The following is a 21,766-nucleotide window of genomic DNA, read 5'->3' as shown; positions in this document are numbered from 1 at the left end:
CCGCAGCACCGCTTCGAGATGACCCTCCGCTTCACCCTCTGGGACCAGATCACCGGCGTGGCCGACGGCCACCGCAGCCTGACCCAGGACCCGATGCCAGGCTTCACCACACCCCGACACACCGTCAGACGATCATGCACCCGACAACGTGACAACACCCTTCGGCGGTGAGGCGCGGGTGTGAGTAGTTGAGGTACCAGATGTAGCGCGGAGATTGATCATGGCTCTGAACCGGAGCAATGCTCGGAACCTGTGGATCAGTCTCGGGCCGAACGCCAAGGGCGTACCTTCCCGAATGATCCTTGAAGGTCTCCGAGTAAGCTCGCGTTCGCAGCGCGGGTCGGGAAGGTGTGCTCAGCGTAGTCACCGATGACGGCTCCACTCAGTCCGGCTCCCTGATCGACGAGATCAGAACGCGCTACACCCACGCCGGCCTCGGCCGCCGCTCGCAGGAGAGCGCCACCCCACTGGGCTCCCGACCGACGGCGCAGCGCATGGAGATGGTCTGCTTGGGCACCTCGGCGCCGTACACCTCGGCGAGATGAGCCGAGATCTCCCCGTGAGTGAGGCCCTTCGCGGACAGCGACAGCATCATCTCGTCGACGCCGGTCAGCCGTCGTTGCCGCTTCTTCACGATCTGTGGCTCGCAGGTGCCGGCGGCGTCTCGGGGCACACACCCGCAAGTACAGCAATCACTTTACCTGGGACGCCTTCGGCGTTAGGTTTGAAGTAGAGCGATCGCTTTACCTGTGCGGAGCGCACCCTCGAGGCGCGATGGCAACCCCCACCTCGACGAAGCACCCCCAGGGAAGCGCATCGCGTCTCACGAACAGACACCGTGGAAGGCCAAGACGATGCGAGCAATCCAGTACAACCAGTTCGGCGACTACGACGTCCTCCACCCGGTGGACACCCCCAGGCCCGAGCCCCGGAGCGGGCAGGCCCTGGTCCGGCTGACCCTGGCGGGCATCCAGCCATTGGACGACACCGTGCGCAGCGGCAAGCGGGGCGCGGTCAAGCCCTTCCCGATCACCCCAGGAGGCACCGGCGTAGGGACGGTCGAAGAGCCCGGCGACAGCGATCTGGCGGCGGGCACCCGGGTCATGATCAGCGGCGGCCGCTACGGCGTCACCGCCGACGGCACCTGGGCCGAGTACGTCACCGTCGATCCGGCCCACCTGCTGACCGTCCCGGACGGGATCGACAACACCACCGCCGCAGCGCTGTCCACGGGCGTCGGCTACCTGACCGCCTACCTCGCCCTCACCGAGCTGGCCAAGTTCCAGCCAGGCGGCACCGTGCTCGCCCCCGGAAGCGGCGGCGCGGTCGGCCAGGGCGGCGTCGAGATCGCACGGCATCTGGGCGCGTCGCTCGCGATCACCACCGCCACCTCCACGGCCAAGGCCGAGCGGAGCCGGGCAGCTGGCTACGAGGCCATCGACCTCAGCCGCGAGTCGCTGCGCGACGGGGTCGCCCGGCTCACCAACGGCAAGGGCGTCGACGTCGTCCTCGACGGCGTCGCCGGACCGATCACCGGACAGGCCATCGGCGCGCTCGCCCGGGGCGGCACCCTGATCAGCATCGGCTACTCCGCCGGCATGCAGACCGAGATCAACGTCACCGACCTGATCTGGAAGGCCGCCCACGTACACGGCTTCCTGTTCGCCCTGTTCACCCAGGAGCAGATCGACACGGCCAACGCCAAGCTCCTGGACCTGGCCGCCCACAAGGAGATCACTCCTCTCATCGACCGCGTCTTCCCCCTGGAACAGGCCTCCGAGGCCCAGCGTCACCTCATCGAAGGCGGGCCCTTCGGCCGCGTACTCCTCAGCCTGTGACCGCACGCCGAGCAAACGCCTGCGGTTCGTTTGCCACCGGACTCGGCAAGGGTGGCCTGGACTCGCCTCAGAAATCGAGGTTCAGGACAAGCCACCCAGGACGCCGTCGTGGCCAACTAGCACTGCGAGTGGCCAACTATCGCTGCGAGTCACAGAGCCGTCGGCCGCTGTCGACCGCGAAATCGAACACATGATTGAATCCGGTCATGCGGCATGGTTTCCCCGACGACCTCGTCCAGGCACGGCAGAAGTGGAGCGCGACACCCCGGCAGCTCGCCGAACGGCCCGGTCCAGCCGAACTGCGGCGGCGCCCGTACCGGCTGTCTACGGCGGCGTTCTTTCACAGCCACCGGCAGGAGCGGGGACGTACCGCGGGCGGGTGCACGGCGCTGCGGGGACCGGGGCGAGGCGAGGGCAGCCTCGGGCGAGGAGCACGGTCCTGAGCGGGACGGGTGAGCTCCATGACCGAACTACCACCGGATCCGGCCCGGCTCCGCGCCATCCTGGCGTACTTGAAAGAGCGGGTGGCCGAGAACGAGACGGTAGGCATCTACCTGCGACTTCAGTACGACGCCGTACGTGAGGCGCTGGGACGCGCGGAGGAACAGCGATCCGCACGACCGACGCCGCGCTCACAGCGCCGTTCGTCGGCCCCCGCGCTCGCGACGACGCACCACGCGAAGGAGGCGTCCGGCTTCACCGTCGAGCAGCAGAAGAGGGCGGTGGGACCCGAGCCCGCCCGCAGTCACACCGCCGACTGTACGAGCGGCGGGACGAAGCACCCGATCGGCGCCCAGGAGGCACGGGCGGCCTTGATGGATCCGATGGTGGAGGCATGTCCCTTCTGCCGTCCGGACGCCGCGCTCGGCATGGATCTCGACTGAACCCTGTCCACCGGTGGCGCCGCCGACCGAAGACCGTCTGTTCCACGTCCGGCGCACCCCCGGGCTTCCGCCCGCCGACCCGTCAGTCGGAAAGGGCCGAGTCCACGTCGCACCACGTCAGGCCGAGGTCCTCGGCGGTCCCCGGCACCGCCTGCTCGGCCCAGATCACCTTGCCCTGGGGTGTGTAGCGCGTGCCCCAGCGCTCGGCCATCCGCGACACCAGGAACAGGCCCCGGCCTCCCTCGTCGGTCGTCGCGGCGTACCGCAGATGCGGGGACGTGCTGCTGCCGTCGGCCACCTCGCAGATCAGCGTACGGTCGCGGATCAGCCGCACATGGATGGGCGCGGAGCCGTAGCGGATGGCGTTCGTGATGAGTTCGCTCAGGATGAGTTCCATACCGAAGCCGAGCTCGGACAGACCCCACTCCTCGAGCTTGTCGGAGACGGCCACGCGCATGCCCGCCACTGCGGCCGGGTCGCGCAGCACGTCCCAGTCGGCGACCCGGTCGGACGGCAGCGCCCGGGTACGGGCGATCAGCAGGGCGACGTCGTCCTTGGGACGCGCCGGCAGCAGTTCGTCCAGCACGGCCTGGCAGCTCTCCTCCGGCGGCCGGTCGGGGTGACCCATCAGTGCGCTGCGCAGCAGTTCCATGCCCACGTCCGGATCGCGCCTGCGATCCTCGATGAGGCCGTCGGTGTAGAGGACGAGCTGGCTGCCTTCCGGCAGCTCCACTTCGGCCTTCTGGAACGGCATGCCACCGAGGCCGAGCGGCGGCCCGGCCGGCAGGTCGGGGAACGTGACGCTGCCGCCGGGATGGACCAGCGCCGGGCTCACATGGCCCGCGCGGGCCATGGAGCAGCGGCGCGTCACCGGGTCGTAGATCGCGTACAGGCAGGTGGCGCCGACCACTCCCGCCGCCTCCGCGCTCGACTCGTCCTGGTCGATGCGACCCACCAGGTCGTCCATGTGGCCCAGTAGCTCGTCGGGCGGCAGGTCGAGCGTGGAGAAGTTGTGCACCGCCGTCCGCAGTCGTCCCATCGTCGCCGCGGCGTGCAGGCCGTGGCCGACCACGTCGCCGACGGCCAGCGCCACCCTGCTCCCCGGTAGCGGAATCACGTCGAACCAGTCTCCGCTGACGCCCGACTGAGCCGGCAGATAGCGGTACCCGATCTCCAGCGCGCTCTGCTCGGGCAGGGCGCGCGGCAACAGGCTGCGCTGGAGGGTGACCGCCAGGGCGTGCTCGCGGGTGTACCTGCGGGCGTTGTCGATGCTGACCGCGGCGCGGGCCACCAGCTCCTCCGCGAGCGACAGCTCCTCGTCGTCGAAGGGGAGGTGCCGCTTGGAGCGCCAGAAGTTGGCCATGCCCAGCACCACACCGCGGGCCCGGATCGGAGCGGTGATGAGGGAGTGGATGCCATAGTCAGTGATCGCCTTGGTGCGCTTGGGGTCCTGTGCATGCCATCCCGTGGCGGTCGACAGGTCGGTCACCAGTTCGGAGCGTCCCGTGCTGTAGCCGCGCGCCTGGGGCGTCGACGACACGAAGTCGATCAGGCGTCCCTTCTCGTAGAGCGGGTGGTCGTTCCGGATGCCACGCACCGTGGTGCGTCGCAGGTCCGTTGCCGTGGTGGCCGGATCCTCGCCCCGCAGCACGGCGTCGGCGATGTCGACGGTGACGAAGTCGGCGAAGCGGGGGACGGCGACCTTCGCCAGTTCGTCCGCGGTACGGATCACGTCGAGCGTGGTACCGATGCCCAGTCCCGCGTCGTACAGCAGCTTGAGCCGCTCGCGGGCGACCTCCGCCCGGCCGGACACCGCCTGGAGTTCGGTGGAGTCGCGCAGCGTCACCACCGTTCCCTTGGGTCCTCCGTCACGGTCCGTGGGCCGCTGGTTGACCGCGAGCAGCCGCTCCCCGGCGAAGTACACCTCGTCGGTGGCCTCCCGCCCGGAGATGAGCAGCGCGACTATTGCGGGGTCGAGGGCCGACAACTCCGCCACGTGCCGCCCTTCGGCGTCCGCGGGCAGCTCCAGCAGCCGCCGGGCCTCGTCGTTCGCGAGCAGCAGCAGCCCGCCGTCGCCGACGATGAGCACCCCTTCGCGCACGGAGTGCAGAACCGCGTCATGGTGGTCGTACATGCGGGTCATCTCGTCCGGGGCCAGGCTGTGGGTCTGCCGCCGCAGCCGCCTGCTCACCAGGGCCGTCACGCCGGTGGCCACCACGAGCGCACCGGCACCCGCGGCCAGGATGATCGGAAGCTGCCGGTCCACCTGACTGGCCACGTTCTCGACCTTCAGACCGGCGGAGACGAGGGCCACCACCTTGCCGGCGGGGTTCTTCACGGGAACCGTGGCCTGCACCTCGTCGCCGAGGGGGCCGTGCACGCTTTCGGTGTAGACCCTTCCGGCCAAGGAGGGCCCGATGTTGCCCACGAACCGGTGTCCGATCCGGCTCGGCAGGGGATGGGTGTAGCGGATGCCCTTGGTGTCCATCACCACGATGAAGTCGACACCCGACTCCTTGCGCCCCGCCTCGGTGAGCGGCTGGAGCACCGCAGTCGGGTCGGGCGTCCGCAACGCGGGCAGGAGGCCCGGGGAGTGGGCAAAAGTCTGGGCGACGGCAATGGAGCGGCGCTTGGCCTCGGAACCGGTGTCTCGCTCGGACTGCAGGACGAGTGCGAAGACGGCGCACAGCACGAGCAGTACCACCAGCGCCACCTGCATCACGAACATCTGCCCGGCGACGCTTCGGGGACTCTTGCCGGCCAGAGAACGCAGAGATATACGTCGAAACCGGGCGAGACGGTTCGCCATGGGACATTTCTAGCATCCACGTTCCCCAGTGACCATGGCCTGAAGGGACGAGTGCGTCACCATGCCTCGTTCCCTGCCCCATGAGCCCCGCTTGCACCGTCAGTCACAACAGACACTCAGGCGTCAGCAGTCACAGCTCTACGGGGTCACGGCGTCACAGGAAGGACCCGCCGCTCGACTCTCTCAAGGAGCCGCTGGACCGTCAGGGCACCACCGTGACGGGCCACCGCGCCGCCTTGACGAGACGGACCGCGAGCGAACCGACGAACCGGTGCCCCGCTCGTTCGGATGCGCCCACCACCACCGCGTCGGCCCGCAGATCGTCCGCAGTCCTCACAAGGCCGGAATAGGGGTCACCGCGGAGCGTGTAAAACTCCCAGCGCAGGCTATGGACGTGGCCCAGCTTCTCGGCGTCCCTGCGAGCCTGCGCGACGATCTCCTCGGCGACCTGGGCCGTGGCTTCCGCCATGATCCCCACGACACCAGGAGCGGGCGAGACCGGAATCGGCTGCACATAGACCACTGCCAGCAGCGCTCCCTGGCGACGGGCGAGACCCGCGGCGTAGGAGGCCGCCCGCCAGGAGGAATCGGAGCCGTCCACCCCGGCCATGATGACCTTCGGCCCGTCCGTACCGAGTTCGAAAACGGTGCGCTCCCGCTCCGTGCGGTCGGCCGGCTCATCGCCCTCGCCGGGAAGGCCCCCGCCGCTCGGCAGCCCGGGCCCGCCCTGGTGGTCCTCGGTCACACTCCGAGCGTAACCGGCGCGGCACACCTGAAGTGAGCCCCCCGGACCAGGCAGCACGACGTGGCTCCAAGGAGGACGTCCGGCCGCGCGACGGTCCTGCCCCACGGCGGGACGTTCCTCACCCGCCTCGCGCGAACCGAACGGTGCCCGGGCGCCCCGCACCGCGCCCGGGCGCCGGCGTCAGTGGCCGGCGTTCTGGCCGCCGTCGACGTGGAGGATCTCACCGGTGACGAACGGGGCGTTCTCGAGGTAGACGACCGCGTCGACGACGTCGCTCACTTCTCCCATCCGTCCGACCGGGTGCATCGCGGCGAGTGTGTCGTGGTACTCCTCGGGGTGCATCGGCGTCTTGATGACGCCGAGAGCGACGGCGTTGCTGCGTATACCCCGGGCGGCGTACTCGATGGCCAGAGCCTTGGTCGCGGACTGCAGGCCTCCCTTGGTCAGGGAGGCGAGGACGGAGGGGAGCGAGGCGTCGGGCTGGTCGACCAGGCTGGTGGTGATCTGGACGACGTGCCCTGCGCCCTGGCGGAGCATCTCCTCGACCGCGAGCTGGGTGATGCGGAAGAAGCCGCTCAGGTTGACCCCGGTGACCGCGTCGTAGTCCTCCTGCGTGTATTCGGTGAACGGCTTGGCGACGAAGATGCCGGCGTTGTTGACCAGCGTGTCGATGCGGCCGAACCGCTCGAGCCCGGCCGCGATCACACGCTCGGCGGTGGCCGGGTCGGCGATGTCGCCCTGGACCGTGACGATGTCCGGGTCCTGCGAGGGGGCGATGGTGCGGGAGGTCGCGACGACGGCGTGACCGAGCTTGCGGTAGGCGTCGACGAGACCGGCACCGATGCCCTGCGAAGCACCCGTGATGACCGCGACCTTCTGACCCGTGGCGTTCATGGCTGTCCTTTCGATCGGGACCGGCCACCAGTCGGTGCCGGTCACTCCCAAGGTAGACGACCGGTCGACAATGCTCAAGCGACGGAGAGCTGCCCGCACCGCATGACCCTCTTGACCTGCGGTGAGAGAGGGCAGGGCGCACAGCAGCGAGGGAGCCGACCCACCACCGGTCGAGAGTCCGGCACAACAGGTCCACCGGCACCCTCCGGGCGGGCAGGGCCCGGAAAAGAGCAGGTCAAAAGGCGATACGGCAGTGGCCGGAGTAGCGTGAAAACAGTGTGGCTGCGCGCAGTCGCTCCCTTCGGGCGTCTGCGCGAGGCTGCGGGCCGCAAGGAGCGACGAATGATCCATTCAGCCGATATCCGCGAGTGGCGCAATCGCGACGTGGTCGATCCCAAGGGAAACAAGATCGGGGCCCTGGAAGCGGTCTATGTCGACACGACGACCGACGAACCGGCCATGGTCACCGTCCGTACCGGCCTGCCGACGCGACAGCGGCTGGTCTTCGTCCCCGTCGACGAGGCAACCGTCGGACCCGGTTATGTGAAGGTGACACACCCGAAAGGGCTGGTGAAGAAGGCGCCGTCGATGGGTGTGGACGACATCCTGCCGGTCGAGCGGGAAGAAGAGATCTTCAAGCACTACGACAGGACCTATCAACCCGGCGCCCACCACGGACGCCGGCTCGCGCGCCGCTGAAACGGCCCTCCCGGCCGTTGAGTCCACCGGTGTCCGGTCCGGCCGGGTATCGGCGCCCGGAGCGACCCCCGTGCCCGGCCCTCAGGGACGAGAGGGGAACGGAGCGGTCATCGGGCGTTCACGGGGGAACGTCAGGGTCGCCCATACCACATTGCCCATGGTGAGCGTCGAACGGTCCACCCCCCAGGACTCCGCGATCTCCTGCACGAGCAACAGACCCCGGCCGCACTCGTCGTCAGTGCCCGGGCGACGCCGTGGCAGGTCGCGGCCGGCGAGGTCCTCGTCGTGCACCTCGAGGCGCACTCGTGAGTCCGTGATGAGCTGGGCACCGCACAGGATCTGGGTGCTCAGCGTGTGGATGACCGCGTTCGTGACCAGCTCGGACACGAGAAGAACGGCGTCGCCGACGACCTCGGCGGGCAGCTGCCGCGAGGCCAGCCACGCGTCCACGGAGTGCCGGGCGACCCGGACGCTGGACCGGTGCGAAGGGAACTCCTGCCAGTAGGCCCGGTGAGGGCCGGCCGTCTGTAAAAGCTGGGGAGAGGGAGGCGTGTGGGGGGACACGGAGGGCGCCTTCCATGGGAACGGCAGACGGGGACGGTGAGCGACGGACCAGTCCGGACGAGGTCTTCCGGCGGCCTGCAGATCAAACGCCGGAGCGCGCCAACTCCCATGGATCCACGGTACGTTGACGAGTACGTCGCGCTCACGTCGGCGAGGTGACTCACACAAGTAATCATGCTCGCAGGCAAGTTCGCGCTGCAACCACCTCCCTGATAATTTCAGACTGACGGTGCGGGCCTGGTGGCATCCTCAAGTCGCCGTCAGAGTCGTACTGGTGACGGTCCCTCAGGAGGCAGGGCGTGAGCGAGGCTCGATCGGGTTCCGGCACCAGTGCACCCACCGTTCTCCGCATGATCCTCGGTCGGCGCCTGCAGGAGCGGCGGCAGGGCGCGGGGGTGTCGCTCGAGGACGCCGCCAGGGCCTTGCGCGTGAAGTCGCTGACCGTCCGCCGTCTGGAGAAGGCGGAGGTCGGTCTCAAGCCGCTCTATGTGGAGAAGCTGCTGCAGACCTACGGGGCCGATCAGCAGGAGATCGACGAGTTCGTCGCCCTCGCCGAACAGGCCAACGAGCCAGGCTGGTGGCACGCGTACCGCGATGTGCTGCCGAGCTGGTTCACCGCGTATGTGAGCCTGGAGTCCGGCGCGAAAACCGTGCGCACCTACGAGCCCCACTACGTCACGGGGCTGCTGCAGACGTACGGGTACGCACACGCGGTGCTGCGCGGAGGGTTCCCGAACGAGATCGAAGAGGACCTCCAGCGGCGTGTGGATCTGCGACTGCGCCGCCAGAGGCTGCTGGACGGGCCGGACGCGCCCACCCTCTGGGTGGTGATGGAGGAGGCCGTGCTCCACCGGGTGGTGGGCGGCCCCGAGGTGATGCGCGAACAGATCGACCGGCTCCTCCAGATCTCGGAACTCGACCACATCAGCCTCGACGTCGTGCCGTTCACCGCGGGTGCCCATGTGGGGGCGTGTGCGCCGTTCACCTATTTCCGGTTCGAGGAGCCGGAACTCCCCGACATCGTCTACAGCGAGATCCTCTCCGCCTCCGTGTACCTGGATCAGCGCTCGGACGTCGTCGCGCATCTCGAGGCGCACAACCGGATGTCCCTGCTGACCTCCTCCGCGGACAGCAAGGCGCTCCTGAACCGCATGCGCAAGGAGTACTCATGAGCACCTTCGACAGCCTTGTCTACAACGGTATGCCCGCGTCGGACCTCGGCGAGCAGGGCTGGGAGTGCCCATGGAGCGGCCCCAACGGAGGCCAGTGCGTGGAGACGAAGCAACTGGCGGACGGCCGTATCGCGGTGCGGCAGTCGACCGATCCCGCCGGCCCCGCGCTGATCTACACACCGCAGGAGATCGCCGCGTTCGTCGCGGGGGTCAAGAATGGCCTGGCCGACCACCTGGCGGCCGGCTGAACCACCCGATGAACGGGAAGGATCCCGGCCGCCCCGGCCTCGACCCGCCCGCCCGATACACCACCGAAAGGGAGATGATGACCAACTCGCACGCCGCGCGGGGCATCGACACGAGCAGGCCGCACTCGGCCCGCATGTACGACTACTACCTCGGCGGCAAAGACCACTTCGAGGTCGACAAGCAGGCGGCCGAGACCGTCGCCACCGCCTACCCGGGCATCTTCGTGTGCGCCCGGGAGAACCGGGCCTTCATGCACCGGGCCACCCGCGTCCTGGCGCGGGAGCACGGCATCCGGCAGTGGCTGGACATCGGCACCGGCATCCCCACCGAGCCGAATCTGCACCAGGTGGCGCAGTCGGTGGTTCCCGAGGCCCGGGTGGTCTACGCCGACAACGACCCGCTCGTCCTCAAGTACGCCGAGCGTCTGATGCGGAGCACTCCGCAAGGCCGTACGACCTACATCGAGGCGGACGTCAACGCACCCGAGACGCTGCTGGGCGCACCCGAGTTGGCCGAGGTGCTGGACCTGAGCCGTCCGGTGGCGCTGTCGCTGAACGCGCTGATGCACTTCGTCACCGACGCCCAGGACCCCTATGGGATCGTGAGCCGGTTGCTGGATGCCCTGCCCTCGGGCAGTGCCCTGGCGCTGAGCCACTGCACGCCCGACTTCGATCCGCAGACCTGGGAGAAGGTCACCGCGATCTACACGGGCGCCGGGACGCCGGTGCAGTTCCGGGCCCAGAAGGACGTCGCGCGCTTCTTCGACGGACTCGAGCTGCTCGACCCGGGCATCAGCGTCGGACACCGCTGGCGCCCGGACGCGGGGGACGGGAACGGGAACACCACCGCGAACGAGCCGCTCACGGACGCCAGGGTCAGCCTGTGGGTGGGGGTCGGCATCAAGCCGTAGCGAGCGGCGGCGGGCCGACGATGGACCGGCCGGAAGGGACGTGGCACATGTCGGCGAAGAATTCGGTGCGCCCCGGCGCCTGTTCCGGGGCAGCACCGCACGGCTCCAGGGAGCGATGTGACGTGTGGGAAGCCCGAACCGCCGCCGAACTCAAGACCCAGCACGGCTATGTGGCCCATGTGTCGTGCTGCGGGCAGTGCGGGCCGAAGCGCTGCCCTGTCGGCGCCGCACTGTGCCGGGCCTGTCTCAAGGTCAATATGCTCAGGTGAAGCCGGCTCTGTACCCCGGCACGCCGTGTTGTCATCGGCGCGGCTCACAGCGGTCGTCGGCCGGGGCCCCGCGCAAAGGCGCGCCGCCGGTTCCGGGCCTGGACGGCTCAGTGCGCGCCGGAGGGACCGGCGCGGGCATCGACGTCCCGGTCCGGTGTCTTCGTCCAGACGCCGCGCCCTGAACAGCAGGACGACGCACAACTGCCGCAATCTGTCTGCCCGTCCGTGAAGCAGGCCCAGGGCGATCGCGGCGGCCACGGCTATCAGATGCTCGCGGCCGGCAAGGTTGGGCTTGGCGATCGACTCCCACACCATCGACCCGCCGGTGAGCGTGAACACGACGGGAGCCCGCCGGATGACGGCGAGGTAGGTGAAGAGGCCCACGACCGCGGCGGACGGTCCGGTGTCGAGCACCTGGCCGATCCGAGGCGGCAGGCCGAACCCGCACCAGCCCGGCCCGAGTGCGATCATCACCCGCACCGTCAGCGTGCCGCCCAGCGTGGTCGCATACGACACCACCAACGTTCGAGCCCGGCCCAGGCTCAGTTCGGCCAGGGCGAAGGCGAGGAACAACTGCGTGATGCCCGCCCAGACCGGTAGATCGAGGGCCGGCACGTACAGCGACACCGGGGTGCGCAGCAGGGCCAGCCACAGCGGCAGGTCGGCGGTGACCCCGCCCAGAATGCGTACCGCCACCGCGCCCGTCGGCCGCTGTGCGATCGCATGGAAGAAGATCACGCCGAACGCGGCCACGAAGGCCAGCGAAAGACCGGACAACCCGCGCCGCAGGAGCTGCCGCACCGGATCGACGACGATGCCGTGCCACTCGCCGCGCAGTGCCCGCACGACGAACCGTGCGGCCCGGATCCATGCGGCGGCCCGCTGCCCCGGCTCGGCGTCGCTCGCGGCGGACGGTGCTCCGTCGTCGGCTGCGCCCGCGGACTCACGGCGGTCTCCCGGGCCGTGGTTCCTCTCCGCCCCTTGACGCACGTTCCCCCCAGCGTCCATGAAAAGCACAATCGTACGGTTCGGAATCTGGACCCCGGCCGGGCGAAGTCGTGCTGGGCGCACGGAAGGACCGTTCACCGGGGGCCGGGCCGGTGCGCGACGGCGGTGCAGGCGATGTCTGCCCTCCTGATCGGCCCCGCTCCTTGCTTCCGACCGGGCGCAGTGGGGGATGCTGCACATGATCGGCAGCCGACCACCACGGAAAGCCGGAGCAGCCCATGAGCGTCATCGTCTGGATCACCGAAGGCACCTGGCCCGCCTGCGTGGACGCCGCGGTCACCCGCGCCGCCCCGGACGAGCAGATCGTGCTGCTGTACGTCTGCGACGACACGGTCCCCGAGGCGGTCCATGGCGCGTTCGCGGGGCTGCTCGGTCGCGGTCATCCCGAACGCGATCCGGGACACCGCATCGAGGCGCTGTCCGAGGCTGCCGCTCATGAACTTCTCGATGGTGCCGAACGGCACTTGGGCCGTCCGGCCCGCCACGCCCTCATCCACGGGCGCACCGAACGGAAGGTGGTGGAGGCGGCCACCGGAGCCGACCTGCTCATCTGTGCACGTGATGGCGACCGTTCCCGGCTCGGGCCCCACAGTCTGGGGCCCACGACCCGCTTCGTGGTCGACCACGCCCCCTGCCCCGTCCTGCTGGTGTGGCCGGGCAAAACCCCACCGACCGAACTGCCACCCCCTCCGCCGCCCCCCGGCGCGGGCCGCCACCACTGACGCCCGGCGAGGCGCGCCGCGGAAACAGTCGGGCCCCGCCCGCCTGATCGGCGGGCGGGCCCCGACTGCCTGTCTCATCTGTTGGGCACGTCGGTGACCTGCGCGTGTTCGGCCAAGTCCTAGTGTGGAACGCGGGCACGCCGGTCAAGGGGTACCCGGGAGCGGAACCCCGGCCCGATTCCGGCGGGCCGGGGTTCTCGTTCTCCCACGTCACTCAGGCGACCTGCTTACTTGCCGCCCTCTTCGTAGTCGTAGTCGTAGTCGTAATCGTTGTCGTTGTAGTAGTGATCCTCGTGCTCGACAATGACGTGCTCACGGACCACTCGGAAGCTGCCCACCACACCGTCCGTGACCTCCACACCGCCCCTGACGTGGCGGGGCAAGAGCCCGTTGCTCGAGCTGAACGGGCCGACCGTGGCGATCGGAGGGCCGTTGTCGCAGGCGGCGCCGTTGAAGACCTCGACGGTCCTCCTACTGTCGTTGCGGACGTTCAGGGTCTTGGATCCGAGGCCGCTGACCACCGTGATGCAGCCGATGGGGACTGCGGCGTAGTCGCGCTCGTTGACGTGGACCCTGTTGTCGTAGCCGCCGCCGTGGTAGTCCCAGCTGTAGCGGTCGCTGTATTCGTCGTCCCCATTGTCGTGGTCGTTGCCGCGGTCGTTGCCGTTGAACCCGTTCCCGTTCCCGTTGTTTCCCTTGTTGTCGCTCTCCGGAGCCGCGGCCGGGGCGGGAGCGACGGCGACCTGCTGGGCCGCCTGCGCCGGCCCGGAGGCGGCGGGGACGTACGTGATGCCAGTGGCCACCAGGGCCGCGCCGGCCGCGACAGCGGCGGTTACAGCGATGGAACGCGTTGCCATGTCACTTCTCCTGTCTCAGACACGGCGGCTGTGAGCCTATGCGCAATTGAAAGTACAGATCAGTCACATTTCCGTCATGTCATAGATGCGGACAATATTAGAAAGAATCCGATTGGAGTAGTCGGGGCGTTGACGCCCCGTCACAGTGACCCGTGGCCTCCCCCGAGTCGCGTGTGACCCGAAGAGGCGTGCCGCGCGGCGCCGGCGCGGCACGGACACGGCCAGTCAGGCTCGCCTCTCCCCGTGCGAGGTCCTCGACGCGCCCCGGCCGGCCAGAACGCAGGGTGCGCTGCCATCACATTCGACTGCCGCTGAGTCCTGGGAAAACGAACGAGCCGTGAGCCAATTACGGTTCGGCTGTGCCTGATTCACAGGCCGGCTCCGGAACTCGCGGCTGCCTCGGAAAGTCGCGACCCCTCTGTCGGGGAAGATCTGCCGAACAAGGGGCTTCGATCGAGCCGGGTCTGCCCACCTCTCCGTCGAGAGTACGAACTGGGCGCCCGAAAGGCGGCGTTGAAGCCTTTCTCAGGGGCCGCACTGCGCACTTCACAGCAGTCGCTTCGGCTCTCACAATGTGCGAAAACATCACTCGAGAGGAACAACCGGTTGCACTCGTACGTAGTATCTGTACACCGAGACATTGCGCGGCAGTTACGCCGCTGATACCTAGACACGAGGCCGGGAAGCGCAGGTGTGTTCCGCTCCACGCCTGTCAGTCCTCGATCACGGCCAGGAAACCGAGGAAAGGTCGACACCATGTCGGAGAGCACCACCGCCACCACTGAACTGACGTCTCAGTACACCGCCCAAGTGGCCGGCGACCTCGAGCGCAATATCAAGGAGCAGGACAGCATCAACGGGGAGATCGCCGCTCTGCAGGAGCAGTTGACCGCCCTCCGGCACGATCACTCTGTGCTGGTGAACATGCAGCAGGCGCTCGGCGTCGCACCCGCGCCGGACGGGTCCACGGACGTCCAGGACAGCGCCACCGTGCCCGCCCCCCGCGAGAAGGAATCCGCCGAACCCAGCGCGGGGAAGCGCACGCGCGCCAAGAAGGCCGATGCCGAACCGGGCCGCAAGCAGGCCAGGAAAGCAGCCGCGAAAAGGCCGGCGGGGATGGCCGCGACCGCGAAGGCGGCCCAGCCCACGCTCGTCGAACTCATCCGTGGCCACCTCACGGAACTGGACGGTCCGCGCTCCGCGGCCGAAGTGGCCACCGCACTCGGTCAGGCACATCCCGAGCGCGGCATCAAGACGACCGTCGTGCGGACCACGCTCGAGGGACTTGTGGCGAAGAACCAGGCCCAGCGCAGCAAGCAGGGCGCGTCCGTCTTCTACACCGCGGCCGACAAGCCCGAGTCGGCATCGGCACCGGAAACGGGGGCTCAGCCGGACGAAGCCGAGTAGGGCCGCGGGAGACGCGCCTCCCGCCCTGGAAGGGGCAGAGCCGGTGTGCGCTTTGCGGCGTCAATTCCTGTTCGTCGCTGAACATGTGCGGGAGGGCGAAGGATATGACGCAGCAGCCGCTGTCCTGCCCGGACGCGATCAGCGGGAGGAATGCCCAGGAGTTCTTGTCGGGGTGGGCCGGCCTGCGCAGCTCCGGATAGCGGCGTATGAAGTCTGCGGTGCTTTCGGCGAAGCCCGGATGACGCCGGCGCAGTACGTCGGTCATCCGCGTGTTCACGTCAGTCGGGAGGCCTTCGAGCCGACGGTCCAGAAAGTTCCGGGTGCATCCGACGGTTCCGACGACGTGCGGGCCTCCGTTCTCGTTCGTCTCGATGACGAGTCCGTCGGCCGGGCGAGCGCGCGGGCAGCCAGGTTGCCGAAGCTGCTCGAGGCCCCGGTGACGACGATGACCTTCTTCTCGCTCATGGGTGTTCTTGCTCTTCGTCGCGTTCGGGGGGTGGCACTTTCTCGCCGGCAGCGCGTCAGGCGAGACCGCCGTTGGTGAAGACGACCTGGCCGTTCACCCAGCGGGCCGGTCCGGCGAGGAAGGCGACCGTCTCGGCAATGTCCTCGGGGCGCCCGAGACGCTCCAGTGGCACGGCCTTGGCGAGGTTGTCGACGGCCGCCTCGTCCTTGCCGTCCAGGAAGAGCGGGGTGGCGGTCGGGCCGGGGGCGACCGCGTTGACGGTGATGTCCCTGCCGCGCAGCTCGCGGGCGAGGATCAGGGTGATCGACTCGACCGCCGCCTTGCTCGCCACGTACGCGCCGTAGGCCGGGAACTGCGTGCGGGTCACCGACGTGGAGAAGTTGATGATCGCCCCACCGCGGCGCAGCCGCCGGGCCGCCTGCTGATCGACGACGAAGGTGCCGCGGATGTTGGTCCGGTGCATCCGGTCGAGTTCGTCGAGGTCCAGCTCCACGAGCGGGCTCAGCCGCATGATACCGGCGGTGTTCACCAGGACGTCGATGCCGCCGAAGGCCGCCTCGACGGCGTCGAACGCCGCGGCCATTTCCTGCTCGTCGGCGATGTCCCCGCCGACGGCGATGGCCCGGCCACCGCTCGCGGTGATCGACTCGACGAGCTCGTCAGCCCTGTCCTTGTTGCCGGCGTAGTGCACGGCGACGGCGAAACCGTCCCTTGCCAGGCGCTCCACGACCGCGTGGCCGATACCACCGGAGCCGCCGGTGACCAGCGCCGCACGGCAGGACGTGGTGTCGCTCATGAGCTCTCTCCTCCTCATCACGGTGCGGGGTTCACAGATCGGCATGGAATCACCGATCGCTCAAATTTGTAATCGACGATAACAGTCTTTCCAATCAACGACAACAGTCAAACTGAATCAGCGATACGCACCGGCGGTCGGGTCCGCCGTGCCGGCTCGAAGCCCGCCGCTCCCCGGACCGTCTTCAAGCTGCTCACACGGCTCGTCGAGGACCCGCCGCCCTACCGGCAGAACGCGGTGCTGCGCGGGCCGCGCCATCTGGACATCGCGTTCAACGGGGTGAAGTCGTAGGGCGTTCCGGTGCCGGACCGTGCGGCTGCATGCTCGTTCGCCGTGCGAGCCCACCTGTCTCACCCGCCCTGATCGCCGACTCTCGCCCCGGCCGGGATCGGTGACCGGCCGTCAGAGGCTCGCCGCGTGGTCGGGGACGTATGTCTGAAGATCGCGCGGCGGGCGCTCGTAGCCGGTCGACGGCGGCCGCTCCGGCAGCTCCAGCACCGGCGGCGTCATATCGTGGTAGGGCACGGAACTCAGCAGGTGGGCGATCATGTTGAGCCGGGCCCGGCGCTTGTCGTCGCTCTCCACGACGTACCACGGGGCCTCGGAGATGTCGGTGTGCACGAGCATCTCGTCCTTGGCCCGCGAGTACGCCTCCCAGTGGGTGATCGACTCCAGGTCCATCTGCGAAAGCTTCCAGCGTCGCAGCGGATCCTCCAGACGGCGCCGGAAGCGCTCCTGCTGCACGGCGTCGCTCACCGAGAACCAGTACTTGCGCAGCAGGATCCCGTCCTCCACCAGCATCCGCTCGAAGATCGGGCACTGGCGCAGGAAGAGCTGGTACTCCTCCATCGTGCAGAAGCCCATCACGTGCTCGACGCCGGCCCGGTTGTACCAACTGCGGTCGAACAGCACGATCTCACCGGCCGCCGGAAGGTGCTCGACGTACCGCTGGAAGTACCACTGCGTGCGCTGGCGCTCGGTCGGCTTGGGCAGTGCCGCGATGCGTGCCACGCGCGGGTTGAGGTACTCGGTCACCCGCTGGATGGTTCCGCCCTTGCCCGCCGCGTCCCGCCCCTCGAAGACGACGACCAGCCGAGCGCCTTCCGCCCGCACCCACTCCTGCAGCCTCACCAGCTCCGTCTGCAGGCGCAGCAGTTCGTGCTCATATGTCTTGCGTGGCAGCGTTTCCGCCTTCTTGCCGGCCATGCCGCCTCCAGGTCCATGCTGCGCGGGCATCCGTGTCCGACCCGTGCCCTGGATCGAACACTATCGCTGCCCGTCGCCCGGGCCGATGACCCCATCGATCAGGGGGCACACGGGTCTCACCTCCTGAGTCGTCTCCGGCGCCACGGAGAGGCAGAGCGCCGCCCGGCCCGGAACCCATCGCCCTGCCCCCGCTGTGTGCTCCTCGGCACGCTGCGTGCTAAGACGCTGCGCCATGGGGATCGAGCCGATCACGCTGTCCACCCCGCGCCCGGTGCGGCGGCCGGTGCTCGTGCAGGGCTGGCACCGACTGACCTTCCTGCACTGGCCGCTGGAGCCGGAACGGGTGGCCGGACTGCTGCCGGCCGGCACGCGCCCGGACACCCTCGACGGGGTCACCTACGTCGGGCTGGTCCCGTTCCTCATGCGCGGCGTCGGCCTCGGGGCAGGACCCGGACTGCCGTATCTCGGAACGTTCTGCGAGACCAACGTCCGCCTGTACTCGGTGGACGGGCAGGGCCGGCGCGGTGTGGTGTTCCGGTCCCTGGACGCGGCACGTCTGATACCGGCGCTGGTGGGGCGGCTCGGCGTCCGGCTGCCCTACACCTGGTCGGCCATGCACCTGCGGCGTGCGGGTGACGTCCTCACCTACAGCTGCCGTCGCCGGCACCCCGCGACGGCGGGGGCCACCAGTCGTGTCGTTGTGCGCACCGGCCGCCCGATCGTCGAACCCACCCGGCTGGAGCGGTTTCTGACCGCACGGTGGGGCCTGCACGTGACATGGCACGGCCGTACGGTGCATCTGCCGAACGAGCACGAGCCGTGGCCGCTGTTCCGGGCCGAGTTGCTGCACCTGGACGACGGGCTGATCACCGCGGCCGGTCTGCCACCGATGACGCGCCGGCCGGTGAGCGTGCTCTACTCACCCGGGGTCGCCGTTCGATTCGGCACCCCATCCGTGGTGTCGCCGCGGACACACGGTGGCCGGTGACGCCGGCGCGACCCATCACACCACCGCCGGGCGAGCTCTGCGCGGACCACGCCGCAGCGCCTCGACCGGCTGCCGGTCGAGGCGCTGGGGAAACGCGGTGTCACCGTGGCGGTCCGGACTCACCGGGCTTGATACGCCCACGCCAGGCACCGGATTCGCTACCGCGGTGCTCGATGTAGTCCTTGAACCGCCGCATGTCCCCCTTCACGCGCCGCTCGATGACACCCAGCATGTCCGCGGCCTTCTCCACGGCTCCACCGGGCTCGACGTCCATCACGAGCTCCACCCGCGTGTGCGTGTCGTCCAGGCGCTGGAAGCGGACAGTGCCCTTCTGCCTGGAGTCGCCCGTGGTGGTGCGCCATGTGATCCGCTCGTCCGGGAGCTGGTCGATGATCTCGGTATCGAACTCCCGCCGTATTCCGACGATCTTGGTGGTCCAGTGGTTGTGGCGGTCGTCGAGCTGCCTGACCTCCTCGACGCCCCCCATGAAATTCGGGAATTCCTCGAACTGGGTCCACTGGTTGTAGGCGGTGCGGACGGGGACCTCGACTTCCACCGCTTCCTTGACCGTGCTCATCTCCGCCTCCTTGCTGACTGATCGGCCGCGACGGGCAGCGGGCCCGCCGTATGGATCCCGGCACAGTGCGGCGGGTACCCAGGGAGCATCCGTTTACAGCTGCGCATGCGGGTGAAGACCGGGCGGCGGCGATGCGGGTCCGGTCTGTGCGGACACCCGGACGGGCCACATGGACACCGTGCGCGACGACCTGATGTCGCGCCGCACCTCTCATGGGGCACCCGGTGGCCGCCCCACGGGTGGCGAGGCAGGGTGGAAGACATGGGTCTCCGGTCGAGACTCGCCTGTCTGCGGCAGCCGTGGCAGTCGAGTCACGCACTGATGTTGCTTCCCATCGCGTTGATCGTGGTCATCACCGTGGTGGACATCCACTCTCCCGAAGACGTCCATCTGGGACCCGCTCTGGTCATACAGCGGAGGGCCTGATCCGGAGCGGTGGCGCGGCTGGGCTCATCGGGCCGGCGGAGCGGCTCGACGAGCCGCCACCGACCGCCCGCCGCCTCCCGGGGCGACACCGCGCAAGGCCTGCATCGGAGGCAGGGGCCGTGGCGCGGCATCGGATCACGCCGACGGAAGGTCCGCGTCAGCCGCCGAGAACCTAGGGGCCTGGCCGTCGGCTATGGTCGCGGCACCGGGATGGAGATCCGCCGGACGGCCTCGAGTGAGCGCTTGGCGTCGTCGCCCGCTTCCGGTTCGACACCGATGACCCGTGTCGCGGAACGCAGTCCCTTGGCTGCCGTGGCGCTGCCGGCGATCAGACCCTCTCCCCGACGGGCTCGACCAGGGCGTCCAGGTCCCCGACCTCCTCGATCAGTTCCAGGGCGGTCGGGCGCCGGGGCGGCGCACACAAGGGCGGCGGCCCGGCGCCGGCCTGTGCCGCAGCCGACCCCATAGGCCCGTTCACCTGTCGTTCACCCAAGAGACATCGAAAACACCACGGCAAGGCACCCGCATCAGAAGAAAAGGCTGCATCGTCGGACATCGGAACCCTGTATGCACCAACAGAAAGTCGACGGACATGAGCCAGATACTTGTCACCGTGGCGACGAAGATCGGTGTCGCGCTCGCCGAGGCGATCATCATGCGCATCGTCCGGGAGCTGTGGGCCGCGTACTCGCGCTACCTGCGTACGGCCACCACCCCGGCCACCGCCTGACTCACGGCTGCCACACCGCCGGCACACAGCCGCTGTACACCCGGCCCCGCCGCCCGACACTCGAGGTGCCCGGCACTTCCGGGCGCCTCAGTGGTGCCGATCAGGCTCTCCTCCTGCCCTGGGAGCGTGCGTCAGGGGCGCCGGGGGTCTGTGTAGTCATGGGAACCGATTGCCGGCTGCACGGATCAGCGGTGTCGGGCCTCGGACGCGTGTGCGGGAAGTGGAGCGGTCAGCTGCCGGTAGTGCCGTCGGCCAGTTCGCGCAGGATGTCGAGGTGGCCGTTATGTCGGGCCGTCTCCTCGATGAGGTGGTGCAGGATCCAGCGGAGGGTGAACGTCCCGCTCTTCCCCGCTCTCTTCGAGGGCGTGTCCAGCTCGAGTTCTGCGATGAGCTGCCGATACCTCTCGGCTTGGGCTTCGTACTCCTGGAGCAGGGTGGCGATGGGGATGTCCAGGGCGATACGCATCTCCCGGTCCGGGTCTTCCTCCGTCCACGGGCCTTCGTCCTCACCGCCCAGCAGCACGACCTCGATCCAGTAGTACTCCACCCAGCGCAGGTGGCTGATCAGACCCGAGATCGTGGTCAGCGGGGATCCGGGAAGTGGAGAGCTGCGGGCATCGTCCTCGCGGACCCCCTCGCACTTCGCCCGAGCTGTCGCGCGGGTGTAGTCGAGGAAGGTGAGCAGCATCGTGCGCTCGTCCCAGGATGTGGGGTAATCGGTTCTGTCCATAGGGTGATGATGCTGGCATGCTGCGGTGATCTCGTCGACCGGATTCTTCTGCTCCCTCCCGGCGCCCTCATCACCGCCGACCCGCCCATGTTTCGTGATCATTCATCGCGAGGATCACGGTGTGCATGGTGGGGATGGGCTGTTCAAGGCCGAGCCGGTCGAGAACAAGCGCGTCGCGGGAGCATGCGGCGGGGATGGGCAAGCCGTTCCGGGCCGTCGACCCGCACCAGGTCCTGCTGCTCCCGCCGTCTCTGGACGACTGGCTGCCCAAGGACCACCTGGCCCCGTTCATCGCCGGCCTGGTCGACGACGTACTCGAGCTGTCCCCCTTACTGAACTGATACTGACCCCCTTACTGACCCACGTTCCTAGCCACGCTTTCCACCGTTGTGTTCGTTCTGCACTTCGGCGCCGCCCCTGTGCGCCCGGCCGCCGCGCAGCAGATAGGTGGCTCCACCGACGGCCAGGGCGACCGGCCACTCCAGGGCGCCCGCCAGGGCCATCGCTCCCAGACCTCCGTAGAACACGAGGTCCTTGTTCGCCGGCATGCCGGGCATCCACGACGTCGCCGCTTTCGCCGTGCTCGTCATGTCATCCCTGGTGATGTACGGAATCGTCAACGACGGGTGCACCGTACGCGTATGGAGGTGCAGGCCCGCTCCCTCATGCGCATGCTGCTTCCGCGGCTCTTCCAGGTGTTGCTTTGCCATCCTCCTGGCTCCTCTCACGGAGTGGGTGTGGTGAGCCTCTGCCGTTCCGGGGCGCCCCTCTGGACACGCCCGATGCTCCTTGTGAACCGGGTATCCGCACGGATCGGATT

At 68.8% G+C, this 21,766-nt stretch carries 21 protein-coding genes and 3 pseudogenes; 12 read left to right on the top strand and 12 right to left on the bottom strand.

The window, feature by feature from the left end:
* Nucleotides 1-496 precede the first annotated feature (496 nt).
* Nucleotides 497-673, bottom strand: a pseudogene (locus VXC91_RS05735) (transposase); the annotation flags it as partial.
* A 181-nt stretch (nucleotides 674-854) separates the two neighbouring features.
* Here VXC91_RS05735 and VXC91_RS05730 point away from each other — a divergent pair.
* Nucleotides 855-1,838 (top strand): quinone oxidoreductase family protein, encoded by a 984-nt coding sequence (locus VXC91_RS05730; protein ID WP_329505560.1) that lies wholly within the window; start codon nucleotides 855-857, stop codon nucleotides 1,836-1,838.
* Between the two features lie 461 nt (nucleotides 1,839-2,299).
* Nucleotides 2,300-2,722, top strand: a complete 423-nt coding sequence (locus VXC91_RS05725; RefSeq protein ID WP_329505559.1) for a DUF6233 domain-containing protein — start codon at nucleotides 2,300-2,302, stop codon at nucleotides 2,720-2,722.
* 82 nt (nucleotides 2,723-2,804) lie between these two features.
* Here the strand turns inward: VXC91_RS05725 and VXC91_RS05720 are convergent, their stop codons facing one another.
* From VXC91_RS05720 to VXC91_RS05710, 3 genes are all read right to left on the bottom strand, one after another.
* Nucleotides 2,805-5,531 (bottom strand): SpoIIE family protein phosphatase, encoded by a 2,727-nt coding sequence (locus VXC91_RS05720; RefSeq protein ID WP_329505558.1) that lies wholly within the window; start codon nucleotides 5,529-5,531, stop codon nucleotides 2,805-2,807.
* Nucleotides 5,532-5,733: 202 nt separating this feature from the next.
* On the bottom strand, nucleotides 5,734-6,141 hold the full coding sequence (locus tag VXC91_RS05715; protein WP_329505571.1) for a universal stress protein: 408 nt from the start codon (nucleotides 6,139-6,141) through the stop codon (nucleotides 5,734-5,736).
* A gap of 315 nt (nucleotides 6,142-6,456) precedes the next feature.
* Nucleotides 6,457-7,170: an SDR family NAD(P)-dependent oxidoreductase gene (locus VXC91_RS05710; RefSeq protein WP_329505557.1), complete on the bottom strand. Its 714-nt coding sequence runs from the start codon at nucleotides 7,168-7,170 to the stop codon at nucleotides 6,457-6,459.
* Between the two features lie 342 nt (nucleotides 7,171-7,512).
* Between VXC91_RS05710 and VXC91_RS05705 the strand changes: the two genes are divergently transcribed.
* On the top strand, nucleotides 7,513-7,869 hold the full coding sequence (locus VXC91_RS05705; RefSeq protein WP_329505570.1) for a PRC-barrel domain-containing protein: 357 nt from the start codon (nucleotides 7,513-7,515) through the stop codon (nucleotides 7,867-7,869).
* Between the two features lie 81 nt (nucleotides 7,870-7,950).
* Here VXC91_RS05705 and VXC91_RS05700 read toward each other — a convergent pair whose 3' ends face one another.
* Nucleotides 7,951-8,433 (bottom strand): ATP-binding protein, encoded by a 483-nt coding sequence (locus VXC91_RS05700; RefSeq protein ID WP_329505556.1) that lies wholly within the window; start codon nucleotides 8,431-8,433, stop codon nucleotides 7,951-7,953.
* A 299-nt stretch (nucleotides 8,434-8,732) separates the two neighbouring features.
* Here VXC91_RS05700 and VXC91_RS05695 point away from each other — a divergent pair, with 299 nt between their 5' ends.
* From VXC91_RS05695 to VXC91_RS05675, 4 genes are all read left to right on the top strand, one after another.
* A complete protein-coding gene (locus VXC91_RS05695) occupies nucleotides 8,733-9,605 on the top strand; it encodes a helix-turn-helix domain-containing protein (protein WP_329505555.1) in 873 nt (290 codons plus the stop codon).
* The gene (locus VXC91_RS05690; protein ID WP_329505554.1) at nucleotides 9,602-9,853 is read left to right on the top strand and encodes a DUF397 domain-containing protein; all 252 of its coding nucleotides are present in this window, start codon (nucleotides 9,602-9,604) and stop codon (nucleotides 9,851-9,853) included. The genes VXC91_RS05695 and VXC91_RS05690 overlap by 4 nt, the downstream gene beginning before the upstream one ends.
* Nucleotides 9,854-9,930: 77 nt before the next feature.
* A complete protein-coding gene (locus tag VXC91_RS05685; RefSeq protein WP_329505569.1) occupies nucleotides 9,931-10,764 on the top strand; it encodes an SAM-dependent methyltransferase in 834 nt (277 codons plus the stop codon).
* A gap of 1,495 nt (nucleotides 10,765-12,259) precedes the next feature.
* Nucleotides 12,260-12,763, top strand: a complete 504-nt coding sequence (locus VXC91_RS05675; RefSeq protein ID WP_329505553.1) for a universal stress protein — start codon at nucleotides 12,260-12,262, stop codon at nucleotides 12,761-12,763.
* A 227-nt stretch (nucleotides 12,764-12,990) separates the two neighbouring features.
* On the opposite strand, the gene VXC91_RS05670 is transcribed toward VXC91_RS05675, so the two are convergent.
* The gene (locus VXC91_RS05670) at nucleotides 12,991-13,620 is read right to left on the bottom strand and encodes a hypothetical protein (RefSeq protein ID WP_329505551.1); all 630 of its coding nucleotides are present in this window, start codon (nucleotides 13,618-13,620) and stop codon (nucleotides 12,991-12,993) included.
* A 756-nt stretch (nucleotides 13,621-14,376) separates the two neighbouring features.
* Here VXC91_RS05670 and VXC91_RS05665 point away from each other — a divergent pair.
* The gene (locus tag VXC91_RS05665; protein ID WP_329505550.1) at nucleotides 14,377-15,027 is read left to right on the top strand and encodes a hypothetical protein; all 651 of its coding nucleotides are present in this window, start codon (nucleotides 14,377-14,379) and stop codon (nucleotides 15,025-15,027) included.
* 521 nt (nucleotides 15,028-15,548) lie between these two features.
* On the opposite strand, the gene VXC91_RS05660 is transcribed toward VXC91_RS05665, so the two are convergent.
* Nucleotides 15,549-16,289 (bottom strand): SDR family oxidoreductase, encoded by a 741-nt coding sequence (locus VXC91_RS05660; RefSeq protein ID WP_329505549.1) that lies wholly within the window; start codon nucleotides 16,287-16,289, stop codon nucleotides 15,549-15,551.
* A gap of 402 nt (nucleotides 16,290-16,691) precedes the next feature.
* Complete coding sequence (gene ppk2, locus VXC91_RS05655) at nucleotides 16,692-17,495, bottom strand: polyphosphate kinase 2 (protein WP_329505548.1); 804 nt, start codon at nucleotides 17,493-17,495, stop codon at nucleotides 16,692-16,694.
* A 232-nt stretch (nucleotides 17,496-17,727) separates the two neighbouring features.
* Here ppk2 and VXC91_RS05650 point away from each other — a divergent pair, with 232 nt between their 5' ends.
* Nucleotides 17,728-18,483 carry a YqjF family protein gene (locus tag VXC91_RS05650; RefSeq protein ID WP_329505547.1) on the top strand — a complete coding sequence of 252 codons (756 nt, stop codon included), beginning with the start codon at nucleotides 17,728-17,730 and terminating at the stop codon, nucleotides 18,481-18,483.
* 100 nt (nucleotides 18,484-18,583) lie between these two features.
* On the opposite strand, the gene VXC91_RS05645 is transcribed toward VXC91_RS05650, so the two are convergent.
* Nucleotides 18,584-19,060, bottom strand: coding sequence for an SRPBCC family protein (locus VXC91_RS05645; RefSeq protein ID WP_329505546.1), 477 nt, complete (start codon nucleotides 19,058-19,060; stop codon nucleotides 18,584-18,586).
* Between the two features lie 261 nt (nucleotides 19,061-19,321).
* On the opposite strand from VXC91_RS05645, the gene VXC91_RS05640 reads away from it, so the two are divergent.
* The gene (locus tag VXC91_RS05640) at nucleotides 19,322-19,486 is read left to right on the top strand and encodes a hypothetical protein (protein WP_329505545.1); all 165 of its coding nucleotides are present in this window, start codon (nucleotides 19,322-19,324) and stop codon (nucleotides 19,484-19,486) included.
* A 177-nt stretch (nucleotides 19,487-19,663) separates the two neighbouring features.
* On the opposite strand, the pseudogene VXC91_RS05635 reads toward VXC91_RS05640, so the two are convergent.
* A pseudogene (locus VXC91_RS05635) lies at nucleotides 19,664-19,883 on the bottom strand (pyridoxal-phosphate dependent enzyme); the annotation flags it as partial.
* Nucleotides 19,884-20,078: 195 nt separating this feature from the next.
* On the opposite strand from VXC91_RS05635, the gene VXC91_RS05630 reads away from it, so the two are divergent.
* Nucleotides 20,079-20,216, top strand: coding sequence for a hypothetical protein (locus tag VXC91_RS05630; RefSeq protein ID WP_329505544.1), 138 nt, complete (start codon nucleotides 20,079-20,081; stop codon nucleotides 20,214-20,216).
* Between the two features lie 229 nt (nucleotides 20,217-20,445).
* Here the strand turns inward: VXC91_RS05630 and VXC91_RS05625 are convergent, their stop codons facing one another.
* The gene (locus tag VXC91_RS05625; RefSeq protein WP_329505543.1) at nucleotides 20,446-20,946 is read right to left on the bottom strand and encodes a DinB family protein; all 501 of its coding nucleotides are present in this window, start codon (nucleotides 20,944-20,946) and stop codon (nucleotides 20,446-20,448) included.
* A gap of 194 nt (nucleotides 20,947-21,140) precedes the next feature.
* Between VXC91_RS05625 and VXC91_RS05620 the strand changes: the two are divergent.
* A pseudogene (locus tag VXC91_RS05620) lies at nucleotides 21,141-21,281 on the top strand (IS5/IS1182 family transposase); the annotation flags it as partial.
* Between the two features lie 33 nt (nucleotides 21,282-21,314).
* Here the strand turns inward: VXC91_RS05620 and VXC91_RS05615 are convergent.
* Nucleotides 21,315-21,656 (bottom strand): hypothetical protein, encoded by a 342-nt coding sequence (locus tag VXC91_RS05615; protein ID WP_329505542.1) that lies wholly within the window; start codon nucleotides 21,654-21,656, stop codon nucleotides 21,315-21,317.
* Nucleotides 21,657-21,766 lie beyond the last annotated feature (110 nt).

Origin of the sequence: Streptomyces chiangmaiensis (assembly GCF_036281785.1) — a bacterium.
GTDB lineage: Bacteria > Actinomycetota > Actinomycetes > Streptomycetales > Streptomycetaceae > Streptomyces > Streptomyces chiangmaiensis.
This window is presented reverse-complemented; position numbering and strand designations above follow the sequence as displayed.